General features: G+C 70.9%; 10 protein-coding genes. 3 read left to right on the plus strand and 7 right to left on the minus strand.

What is annotated here, in order from left to right; all coding sequences use genetic code 11:
• Positions 1–75: 75 nt before the first annotated feature.
• The 4 genes from D7W82_RS18400 to D7W82_RS18415 all read right to left on the minus strand — a co-directional run bounded on the left by D7W82_RS18400 (position 76) and on the right by D7W82_RS18415 (position 5,006).
• Positions 76–1,335 (minus strand): phosphatidylserine/phosphatidylglycerophosphate/cardiolipin synthase family protein, encoded by a 1,260-nt coding sequence (locus tag D7W82_RS18400; RefSeq protein ID WP_120619599.1) that lies wholly within the window; start codon positions 1,333–1,335, stop codon positions 76–78.
• 102 nt (positions 1,336–1,437) lie between these two features.
• Positions 1,438–3,048 carry an FHA domain-containing protein gene (locus D7W82_RS18405; protein WP_120619600.1) on the minus strand — a complete coding sequence of 537 codons (1,611 nt, stop codon included), beginning with the start codon at positions 3,046–3,048 and terminating at the stop codon, positions 1,438–1,440.
• A 6-nt stretch (positions 3,049–3,054) separates the two neighbouring features.
• Complete coding sequence (locus D7W82_RS18410) at positions 3,055–3,984, minus strand: YafY family protein (protein ID WP_120619601.1); 930 nt, start codon at positions 3,982–3,984, stop codon at positions 3,055–3,057.
• The gene (locus tag D7W82_RS18415; RefSeq protein ID WP_120576864.1) at positions 3,981–5,006 is read right to left on the minus strand and encodes a YafY family protein; all 1,026 of its coding nucleotides are present in this window, start codon (positions 5,004–5,006) and stop codon (positions 3,981–3,983) included. The genes D7W82_RS18410 and D7W82_RS18415 overlap by 4 nt, the downstream gene beginning before the upstream one ends.
• 360 nt (positions 5,007–5,366) lie before the next feature.
• On the opposite strand from D7W82_RS18415, the gene D7W82_RS18420 reads away from it, so the two are divergent.
• Complete coding sequence (locus D7W82_RS18420) at positions 5,367–5,840, plus strand: hypothetical protein (protein ID WP_171425391.1); 474 nt, start codon at positions 5,367–5,369, stop codon at positions 5,838–5,840.
• Between the two features lie 22 nt (positions 5,841–5,862).
• Here the strand turns inward: D7W82_RS18420 and proB are convergent, their stop codons facing one another.
• A complete protein-coding gene (proB, locus tag D7W82_RS18425; protein WP_120619603.1) occupies positions 5,863–6,987 on the minus strand; it encodes a glutamate 5-kinase in 1,125 nt (374 codons plus the stop codon).
• Between the two features lie 166 nt (positions 6,988–7,153).
• Here proB and hflX point away from each other — a divergent pair, with 166 nt between their 5' ends.
• On the plus strand, positions 7,154–8,809 hold the full coding sequence (hflX, locus tag D7W82_RS18430; RefSeq protein ID WP_171425393.1) for a GTPase HflX: 1,656 nt from the start codon (positions 7,154–7,156) through the stop codon (positions 8,807–8,809).
• A gap of 50 nt (positions 8,810–8,859) precedes the next feature.
• The gene (locus D7W82_RS18435) at positions 8,860–9,321 is read left to right on the plus strand and encodes a hypothetical protein (protein ID WP_233587776.1); all 462 of its coding nucleotides are present in this window, start codon (positions 8,860–8,862) and stop codon (positions 9,319–9,321) included.
• 13 nt (positions 9,322–9,334) lie between these two features.
• Here the strand turns inward: D7W82_RS18435 and D7W82_RS18440 are convergent, their stop codons facing one another.
• Complete coding sequence (locus D7W82_RS18440) at positions 9,335–10,342, minus strand: NAD(P)H-dependent glycerol-3-phosphate dehydrogenase (protein ID WP_120619605.1); 1,008 nt, start codon at positions 10,340–10,342, stop codon at positions 9,335–9,337.
• A 35-nt stretch (positions 10,343–10,377) separates the two neighbouring features.
• Positions 10,378–11,045, minus strand: a 668-nt coding sequence (locus D7W82_RS18445) for a hypothetical protein (protein ID WP_120619609.1), incomplete at its 5' end; no start/stop codon positions are given.

An 11,045-nucleotide genomic window follows, 5' to 3' on the forward strand; every position in this document is an offset into this window, starting at 1 on the left:
CCGGCATGCAAAGGGTTCCTGCACCGCGTTGAAGGCGGTGGACGGTTGGCTCGAACCCCGGGCTTACAGCCGCGCTCAGAGCACCTTGCGGAAGAAGTACAGCACCCGCTCCACGGCCTTCTGCCAGAGGGGGCGGCGGCGGAAGGCGGCCAGGTCCACCTCGCGGCAGTTGCCACAATCCAGACGGAACGAGTCCTCCAGGTCGCGCCCCAGCCGGGGGTCCGCGAAGACGGCGTTCACCTCGTGGTTGAAGGCCAGCGACAGCCGCTCCAGGTTGAACGACCCGATGGTGCCCCACACCCCGTCCACCACGGCCGTCTTGGCGTGCAGCACGCCCCGGCGCCACTCGAAGATGCGGATGCCGGCGTCCATCAGCGGCTCGTAGAAGGCGCGCGTCGCGTGCTCCAGGAACGGGTGGTCGCTCTTGCCCCCGTTGAGCAGCAGGCTCACCTCCACGCCCCGCTTCGCCGCGTCCTTGAGCGCGGCCACCATGCGCCGGTCCGGCACGAAGTAGCCCGCGGCGATGAGCACGCTGGCCCGGGCGCGCTGGATGGCGTGCAGGTATGCGCGGTGGATGCTGCGGCGGCTGGACAGCACCGCCAGCCCCACGTCGCCCTTCAGGGGCCGGGCCTCCAGCGCCTGGGCTCCGCCGCGGATCCGCCGGCGCAGCCGGCTCAGGCGGTCGCGGAACATCATCCGCCACGTGGCCAGGAATCTCCGCTCCAGCTCATGCACCGCGGGGCCTTCAATGCGCAGCACGTCGTCGCGCCACGCCACGCCCTGCCCTTCCGGGGCCCAGTGCGCCGCGATGTTCACCCCGCCCGTGAAGGCCACCGTGCCGTCCACCACGAGAATCTTGCGGTGGTCCCGGCGCAGCAGGTGGCGCAGCCCGCGCTGGAGGCTGAAGGGCTTGAACGCCCGCACGTCCACGCCCCGCTGGCGCAGGCCTTCGAAGAAGCTCCTGCGGCTGGTCCAGGACCCCACCGCGTCGTAGAGGACCTTCACGTGCACGCCGCGCTCGGCGGCCTCCGCCAGCGCCTGGCCGAAGAGCTCGCCCACCGCGTCGGTGACGAACATGTACGTCTCCAGGCGGATGGAGCGGCGCGCCCGGCGGATGGCCTCCAGCATCTCCGGATAGGCCTCCACGCCGTCGCGCAGGAGCCGGCACGCATTGCCCTGGAGGGTGGTGTGGTGCTGCGGCAGGTAGTACCGGGCGAGCAGGCGCCGGGACACCCCGGGGCTCCACACCGGACCGTGCTCGGGCACCGGTCCCGGCGAGCGCGCCGCTGGAACCAACCCTTCCGACCGCCCGTCCTCCCCCGCCAGCTCACGCATCACCCCACTCAGGGTGGGAACGGGGGGAGGGACCGGCAACCCGGACGGGCTCTGCCCGCCTCCCTGGCGGGGTTGCACCGTCCGGTAGACGACGGCTGCTGGCTACAGGCCGAACTCGATGCGCTTGTTCTCCGCGCGCGTGGCGCACGGCTGGTCGTACTCGGGGAAGTACTCGCGCATGTGATCCAGCGTGAAGGCGGCCTGCTTGTAGTGGCCCTGGTTGTAGTAGCCCTCCACCTCCAGCAGCAGCTTGGAGCAGGTGCGGTCCAGCTCCTGCTGGGCGCGCTTCATGGCTTCCTGGGCCTCGAAGTACAGGTCCGGCTTCGGGTCCGGGTGGGCCTCCAGCATCAGCCACGCCTCGCGGAAGGCCTTCCACGCTTCGTAGCGGTTGCGCGCGCCGATGTCCGGCGTGTCGAAGTTCTTGCGGCCCTTCTTGAAGAGATCGTTGGCGTTCGAGACGAGCTGCTGCGTGGAGAGATCCTCGGGGAGCAGCGCGCGCTCCACCCAGACGTTCCACACGCGCCAGGTGTCCTCGCCCGGCGGGTTGCGGGTGTTGTCGAAGATGATGCGGTTGGGCTCGCCCTTGCGCAGCTGCTGGGGCGGGATCATCAGCTCCAGCGAGCGATCCTGGCTGGCCAGCGTGTCCGGGGGCACCTTGCCCACGTCCACGCCGTTGACGCTCACCACCACCTCGTCCTTGGAGATGCCCTGGGCCTGGTAGTGGAGGATGACCACCGCGCGCGTCGCGGCGACGAACTCCCACTCGAAGACCTTCATGTCCGGCCGGTTCCAGGTGACGCCGTCACCCAGGCCGAACGAGTCGTTGATGGGCTGGTTGGACAGGCGCACGGGCTCCTCGCCCTTCTGCACCGTGTCCTCGCCGCCCAGCACCAGCCAGTACATGAGGGCGAAGAGGCCCAGCACCACCACGCCGCCGCCGGCCATCACGCCCGCGCGGACCTTGGAGTTCGCCTCCGCCCAGAACAGGCGCAGGTTGGCCACCAGGCCCGGCGTCTCACGGCGGATGCGGGCGCGCTCGGCCGCGGACAGGCCGCCGCCACTGCTGCTGGCGCCACCGGCGCGGGGCGTGCGGGCCACCGCGCGGGAGGACTGGGAGCCGGTGCGGCGCGCGGGCGGAGGCGCGGGGGCGGGCTTTTCGATGGCCGCCGGAGCGTCCTCTTCCGGGGGCGGCTCCTGCGGGATGGCGCGCTGGGCGTTGGACGTGGGCCGGCGGATGGCGCGCATGTTCATGCGCGTGGACTCCGCCCGGATGCCCTGCAGGTCCTCCTCGTCCGCGCCTTCCGGCACGAGCGCCGCGCCCTTCTTGTTGCGCGACTTGCGCACGGAGTCGATGGAGACGATGCGCGTGCTGTTGGCGCCGTCCTCCGCGGGCTTCTCGTCCTCGCCGGTGGGCGCGTCCTCCGCGGCGATCGCGAAGAGGAACGTCACCGGGCCCAGCGTGAGCGTGTCCCCGTCCGCCAGGGTCTGCTTCTGCACCGCGGCGCCGTTGACGACCGTGCCGTTGGCGCTCTTCTGGTCCTCCACGGCGTAGCCGTCACCGTCCTTGAAGATGCGGCAGTGACGGCGGGAGATACCGGGGTCGTACAGCACCACGTCGCACTCGGAGGTGCGCCCGATGAGCACGGAGTCCTGGTCGAAGACGAACTCCTTGCCGGCGTCTTTTCCCTCGGAGATCGTCAGTTGGAAGGCCATGTCGTCCTAGGAGCCTATCGAGGCATGTACGGCTCGGGCAACGGCGGCGCGCGCGCTCGCCGGCTCCAGCACTTCCGCCTCTCCGCCGAAGGATAGCACCCACTGCGTGAGCCAGCGCTCACTGTCTCCGGCCACCCGCACCTCCACCCCTCCGTCAGCGAGCGGGCGGGCGTCCTGGCCGAAGCGCTCCTTCACGTAGGGTGCCGCCGTGGGGGTGAAGCGCACCCGGACGGAGGCCTCGCTGGCGCCGCGGGCCGGGTTGGGCACGTCCGCGCGGGCGTCCGGCGGGGGCTGGAAGGCGGTGGCGGTGACGGCCAGGTCCTCCATGCGGTCCAACCGGAACAGGCGCGCGTCCTGGCGGGTGTGGCAGAAGCCCTGGAGGTACCACTGGCCCCGGTGGCTGAGCAGCTCGTAGGGGCGCACCCGGCGCGGCTCCGGCGGGCGGCCGGGGCTGGCGTAGCCGAACGTCACCTCCAGCCGCTCCAGGATGGCCCGGGTGAGCGGCCCCAGCGCCGGGGGCGCGTCCGCGGAGGCGTCGATCTTCCGGTACATCTCCCGGAAGCGCTCGCGGGCGGCGGGCGGGATGATGCCCTCCAGCTTGGTGAGGGCGCTCTGGAGCGCGTCGCCGGTGGCCGGGCGCAAGAGCTCCGCCGCGGCGGCCAGGGCCGCGGCCTCGCCCGCGGTCAGCCGGGGCGGCGCGAACAGGCGCTGATCCAGGTCCACGTAGACGCGGTCGTTGTCCACGTAGATGTCGATGTAGTCGTCCGGGTTGAAGGGCGGCCGGCCCACGCAGGTGAGCAGGTCCAGCTCCTCCAGCAGGTCCTCGCGGCTGATGTTGAGGGCCCTGGCCAGGGCCTCCACGGTGACGCCGGGGTGCTTGGAGACGTAGGGGACGAGGAACAGCAGGCGGCGCAGCCGCTCGTGGACGTTGCTCATGCGCTCACCCGCTGACCTTCCACCGGCGCGTGCTTCGCCAGGATGTTCGCGGCCATCCGCTCCAGGCGCTCGCGCGCCTCCGGAGGCCCCTCCACGCGGCAGTCCTGCCCCAGCGACAGGACGAAGCGCGTCAGCCCGTCCAGGAACGTCACCGGGAAGCGGGCCCGCACCACGCCCTCCGACACCGGCTCCAGCGCCGCGCCCGGGAACAGCGAGCCCGCGCGCGAGGCCTGCGGCCCGGTGAGCTGCAGCGTCACCTCCAGCGGCTCATGGAAGCGGTACTGCCAGGGGAAGTACGCCACGTGGGCGTCCAGCGAGAAGTCCGCCGGCACCTCGAAGTCCGGCGTGCGCGGCCGGGCGGTGTTCACCTTCAGCTCGCGGATGCGGTGGACGTGGAAGGTGCGCAGGCCCTGGCGCAGGTGGCAGTAGCCCACCAGCGTCCACACGCCACGCCTGAGCGCCAGGCCGTACGGATCCACGCGCCGCTCCGTGACGCCGTCCTTGCGCGGGCTGCCGTAGGTCAGCTGCACCCACTTGTGGGCGGAGCACGCGTCCCAGAGCTGCTCCAGGCGGGCGGAGACCTCCTTCTCCTGGCCCTGCTGGCCGGTGCCCAGCTCCATGCGCACGCGCGGGGTGGGCAGGGATTCGCCGGCGAAGAAGCCGATCTTCCGCAGCGCGTGCGCCAGGTCGTCGCGGCCGGGGAACGCGCCGGACGCCAGCGCGGCGGACCCGGCGGCGTAGAGCACGGCCAGCTCCTCCTTCGTGAGGTCCGCCTCCGGCAGGTAGTAGACGTTGCGGTCGACGAGGTAGCCGTCGCGCCGCTCGTCGTCGCCCTGCACGTAGCTCAGCGGGAAGCCCAGCTCGACGAGCTCCGCCTTGTCGCGCTCGAATTTGCGCTCCGCGGCGTCATCCGAGCCGCCGTAGTCCGCGGGGAAGTGCTCACGCAGCTCCGCCCACGAGATGGGTTCCCGCGCGTCGAGCAACAGTGCCACGAGATCAAGGATGCGTTCCGTGCGGTCCATTCAGGTGATCGGTGACCATGGCGGACAGGACCCGGGAGATCAAGAGACCGGGGACTTCCGGGGTGGGAGAAGGGGGCAGGGATGGAAACGAACAGGAAGGGAACAGCGAAGGGGGCTGGCTCCGTCCAATGGGGGATAGCCGCCCCAACCTGAACAGGCAAGCAGGTACCGCCATGTACCCCTCGTTTCGTCCGCAAGCCAGCAGACAACCCCGGGCGTGGGGCTCGCACTCGGGGCGCGTCTGGGTTATTCCTTGGACATTGTCGATTTGGGTGAGAAGCGACAGCGGGCCTCCTGGAGGCTTTGCTGGCTGCCGTGGGGCCGACGCGGCGGACCGCAGCTTTTGACGAGGGCTCGACCATGGACCGCACCTCCCTGCTGAAGAAGTGGCTTCCCGGGCTGGCGCTGGTGCTGCTGGCCTTCGTCCCCACTCCGGCGCACGCCCGCAACGAACCGCTCTACTTCGCGCTGGAGGTCCGGCGCGACGGCCGGCTGATCGCCCAGCCCAAGCTCCTGGGCGAGGCGGGCCGCACCCTTCGCGCCGAGCGCCGCCGTCCGGGCGCGACGGTGCCGGACTACCGGCTGGTGCTCACGCCCAGGGGCGAGGGCGACTCGTTCCAGCTCCAGGTGGACCTGTCCCTGCCGGAAGGGGAAGGCCACTCGCAGCTCGCCCTGCTGCACGGCCAGGAGCGCAAGCTCCAGCTGGGCCGGGTGCCGGGCGAGCTGGAGGTGTCGCTGCTCCTGATGAAGGTGGACTCCCCGGAGTTCCGCGCGCTGATGCGGCTGACGGAGCCGGCGACCGGCACCGTGAAGTCCGTCTCCAGCTCCATCTAGGCGCACGTTGCGCGGACCGCGGCTACAGCACCGCCAGGTCGTCGCGGTGCACCGCCTCATCCAGGTAGCGGTAGCCCAGCACCGCCTCGATGTCCGCGCTCCGCCGCCCGGCGATGCGCCTGAGCTCGTTGGCGTCGTAGGTGGACAGGCCCCGGGCGAACACCGTCCCGGCCGCGTCCGTCAGGTCCACCGGGTCTCCCCGGCCGAAGTCCCCCTCCACGCCCGTCACGCCGCTGGGCAGCAGGCTGCGCTTGCCGGTGACGATGGCCTCCTTCGCGCCCGCGTCCACCACCAGCCGGCCCCGGGGCCGCAGGGCGTGGGCGATCCACGCGGTGCGCGCGCTGCGGCGTCCGGCGGGCTCGAAGAGGGTGCCCACGTCCTCGCCTCCAAGCACGCCGCGCAGGCGGCCGGGCACCGCGCCGGAGGTGATGACGCAGGGGATGCCCAGCTCCGCGGCGCGGGCGGCGGCGCGCACCTTGGACGCCATGCCGCCGGTGCCCACCTCGCTGGTGGCATCTCCGGCCAGGGCCAGCACGTCCGCGGTGACGCGCGGCACGGCGGGCATCAGGCGGGCTTCGGCGTCCTTGCGCGGGTCGGCGGTGTAGAGCCCCTCCACGTCCGACAGGAGGACCAGCGCGTCCGCCTCCACCACGCCGGCCACCAGGCTCGCCAGCGTGTCGTTGTCGCCGAACTTCAGCTCGTCCACGGACACGGTGTCGTTCTCGTTGATGACCGGCACCACGCCCGCGGCCAAGAGGCGCTCCAGCGTGTGCTTCACGTTGAGGTAGCGCCGGCGCTCCTGCACGTCCTCGTGGGTGAGCAGCACCTGGGCCACCGTCCGGGCCGCGTGCCCGAAGGCCTCCTCGTACGCCTGCATCAGGCGGCTCTGCCCCACCGCCGCGCACGCCTGCTTGCCCGGGATGTCCCGGGGGCGCGCGGGCAGCCCCAGCCGCTCCATGCCCAGCGCGATGGCGCCGCTGGACACCACCACCAGCTCCCGGCCCCCGGCGGCCCACAGCAGGTCCTGCCCCAGCGCGTCGAAGTGGGCACGGTTGAAGCGGCCCGTGGCGCTCGTCAGCGCGTTGGTCCCAATCTTCACCACCACGCGGCGGGCCCCGCGCAAGGCGTTGCGTGCGGAATCAGTCACGGGAGGCAGCGTAGGCTGGAACGGGAAAGGACGCGCGTGGCCGGTTGTTCACCAGGCGGCGCGGCACACCGGCTGAGGCCTTTGTCATGAAACGCGGGGGGCCCCAGTCCATCCAATGCCTTGAATGCGGCGCGGGCCGTTCGATGTCCGCGCCAGGAGAAACGGTTTGAAGGAAATCTACGGCAACACCCTGGGCCTGAAGGCGAGCGAGCAGCAGCGGCTGCGCAACACGTTCCGCCGCCGCGTGGATCCGCGCGAAATCGTGTCCGCGGAGCTTGCCCGCCACCTCACCGAGCTGTCGCACGAGCTCAACCGTCAGGTGGGCGTCCTCATCAACCGCAAGGGCGACATCGAGCACGTCGTGGTGGGCAACGCGCACAAGCTGGAGCTGCCGGACATCGGCCGTGCGCGCGCGGGCCAGATTCGTCTGCGTGGCCTGCGGCTGGTGCACACGCACCTGAAGAGCGAACCCCTGACGAAGGACGACCTCACGGACCTGGCGCTCCTGCGCCTGGACTGCGTGGCGGCCGTGGGCGTGGGCCATGAAGGTCTGCCCGGCGTGCTGCACTGGGCCTACCTGGTGCCGGAGAACGGCGCGGGTGAGTTCTGGCACGTGTCCACCCTGCCCTCCGTGCACGGTGAACAGCCGGACCTGCTGGCCACGCTGGACGCGCTGGAGGAGGAGTTCAACCGCAACGCCGCCGCGCGCACCGTGTCCGGGAAGGAGCGCGCCATCCTGGTGGCGGTGTGCCTGGACGGCAACCGCGCCCGGGCGGAGTCGTCCCTGGCGGAGCTGAAGGAGCTGGCGCGCACCGCGGGCGTGGAGGTGGTGGACAGCGTGCTCCAGATGAAGCGCGAAGCGGATCCGCGCTACCTCATCGGCCGGGGCAAGCTGGAGGACCTGAACCTGCGCTCCATGCAGTCCATGGTGGACCTGCTCATCTTCGACAAGGACCTCACCCCGTCGCAGGGCCGCCACATCGGGGACGCGACGAGCCTGAAGATATTGGACCGCACGCAGCTCATCCTGGACATCTTCGCGCAGCGCGCGCAGACGGCCGAGGGCAAGCTGCAGGTGGAGCTGGCGCAGCTGAAGTACCGGCTGCCCCGGCTGGTGCAGGGGGATGACTCGCTCAGCCGCCTCATGGGCGGTGGCGTGGGCGGCCGCGGCCCTGGTGAGACGAAGCTCGAAATCGACCGCCGCCGCGTGCGCGAGCGCATCACCAACCTGGAGCGCCGCATCGACGTCATCAGCCGCGAGCGCAGCGTCCGCCGGGCGCAGCGCAACCGGCGCGAGGTGCCGGTCATCTCCATCGTGGGCTACACCAACGCGGGCAAGTCCACGCTGCTCAACGCCATCACCAACGCGGAGGTGCTGGCGGAGGACAAGCTGTTCGCCACGTTGGATCCCACGAGCCGGCGCTTGCGCTTCCCGCAGGAGCGCGAGGTCATCATCACCGACACGGTGGGCTTCATCCGGGACCTGCCCAAGGACCTGGTGGCGGCCTTCCGCGCCACGCTGGAGGAGCTGTACGACGCAAGCCTCCTGTTGCACGTGGTGGACGCGAGCGACCCGGCGCGCGACGACCAGGTGGAGGCGGTGGAGAAGATCCTCGCCTCGCTGGGCCTGATGGAGAAGCCGCGCCTGATGGTGTGGAACAAGGCGGACCAGCTGTCCGCGGACGAGGTGGAGTCGCTCTTGCGCTCCAAGGGCGGCGTGGCCATCAGCGCGGTGAAGCGTGAAGGCCTGGCCACGCTCCTGGCCAAGGCGGACACCACCCTGTTCGCCGAGGGTGCGTCCGAGTCCATCGGCGTCGTGTGACGGTGGGCGGGTTGTCGGCGCGGGGGCCCTCCCCGTAGAGTCGGGGGGCCTTGGCTCCCGCGCTGAAACTGCTCATCCCGTTGTTGACGGCCCAAATCGAAGGTCTGCCCGGACAGGACTCCGGGCCGGACTACGACCGGCCCGTCTCGTCCATCACCACCGGCTACATCGAGCTGCTCGAGAAGAACAGCCACATCGTCTACCCGGTGCTCGCCGTGGTGACGCTGCTGCTCATCGGCTGGGGCATCCTGTCCTCGTGGCGGTCGCAGGACCTGGACGGCCTGCAGAAGAACGAGTTCAAGCGCGCCATCATCAACCAGCTGCGCAGCAACATCAGCGGCATGCCCGGCGACATGCTGGGCCGCACCATCGGGTTGGACCGGCTCAAGACGAACCGCCTGCTGGAGGAGATGCAGACGGAAGGGCTCGTCCTCAGCCACACCAACTCCGAGCGGCTCACCGTGTGGCGCGTGCGCGGCGCGGGCCCGGAAGCCAAGCCGCGCCGCTACTAGCGCGCTCCTGCCCTCAGACGCCGGACAGCTCCGACTTCGGCTGGCGCGTCATCAGGTCCACCACCGCCATCTTGGCGTTCTTGCCCTCGTAGGCGATGAGGTAGACCTGCTCGCAGATGGGCAGCTCCACGCCCGTCTTGAGGGACAGGTCGCGCGCGCTCTTGGCCGTCTTGACGCCCTCGGCGACCTCCTTCATCTCCGCGAGGATGTCCGGCAGCTTGCGGCCCTTGCCCAGCTCCATGCCCACGTGGCGGTTGCGGCTGAGATCGCCCGTGCAGGTGAGCACCAGGTCGCCCATGCCGGACAGGCCGGAGAGCGTCAGCGGGTTGGCGCCCTTCCTCACCGCGAGCCGCGTAATCTCCGCCAGGCCGCGCGTGATGATGGCGGCCCGCGCGTTGTGGCCCATGCCCAGGCCGTCCGCCATGCCCGCGGCGATGGCGATGACGTTCTTCAGCGCGCCGCCGTACTGCACGCCCACCACGTCCGTGGACGTGTACGAGCGGAAGGTGTCCGTCTGGAGCGCCTTCTGGCAGCGCTGGGCCACCTTGTCCCAGTGCGACGCGATGGTCACCACCGTGGGCATGCGACGCGCCAGCTCCTTGGCGAAGCTGGGGCCGGAGAGCACCGCGACATACGGGTGGAACTCCTCCGGCAGGCAGTCCTCCAGGAGCTCCGTCATGGTGAGCAGCGTGCCGTTCTCGATGCCCTTGGACACCGTGACGAGCGGCACGCTCTTGGGCAGGAAGGCCTTGGCGCGCGCGAGCACCTCCCGCGTGGCGTGGCTGGGCGTGGCGAGCACCACCATCTCCGAGCCCGACAGCGCCTCCTCCAGGTCCGTGGTCGCGCGCACGCGCTCGGAGAGGGGGATGCCCTTCAGGTAGGTGTCGTTCTCGTGGCGGGTGTTGATGGCCTCCACGGTGGAGGGCTCACGGCCCCACAGGCGGACTTCGTCGCAATTCACCGCGAGCACGTTGGCGAGCGCCGTTCCGAACGAACCTGCACCAATGACACTGCCGCGCATGAGCTGACCTCGGGTCGAGAGGGGGAAGGGGGATTTCAGAACAGCGTGGACACCACGCCCACGGACAGCGTGGGCATGAACTCCGCGTCCGAGGAGCGGCTGCGGAAGTCGCCACCGAACGAGACAGCGTAGGACGTCTTCTCTCCGACGGGAAACTCCGCGCCCAGCCGCACGAGGACGGAGGCATCCAGCTTCCACGCGGGCGGCATGCCGGACAGCGGATCCTTCTGGATGGGGTCCATGTCGAAGGCCATCAGGGCGCGGACGTCCAGGTACGGCCGCCACGCGCGCGGGCTGTCGCCCTGGAAGGACGTCACCAGCCCCGGGGCCACGTTCCAGTCGCGCCGGCCGCTCAGGTAGCGCGCGCCCTTGTCCTCCGTGTCCGGGGGACGCAGGAAGAACGCGTGGCCGCCGTCCACCACGAAGGCCAGGCTGACGTTGTCGCTGTCCAGGAGGGTGAAGCGGGCGCTGGCGCGCAGCTCGGTCATCAGGCCGTAGACGGTGTCCACGCCCAGCCCCAGGTCCAGGTGCTCCAGCACGCCGTACACGCCGCGCGCGGACACGAAGGGGAAGCCCAGCTCCATGCCCACGCCCCCGTGTCCGGAGCCCAGCGACCGGCCGCCGTAGAGCCCGTGGCGGTTGGGGGCCTGGGGTGGCGGCGGCGGACGGGGAGCCTTGACGCGGCGCGAGGGTGGCGGCTCGG

The sequence above is a fragment of the Corallococcus sp. CA049B genome (genome assembly GCF_003611685.1).
Taxonomy (GTDB): domain Bacteria; phylum Myxococcota; class Myxococcia; order Myxococcales; family Myxococcaceae; genus Corallococcus; species Corallococcus coralloides.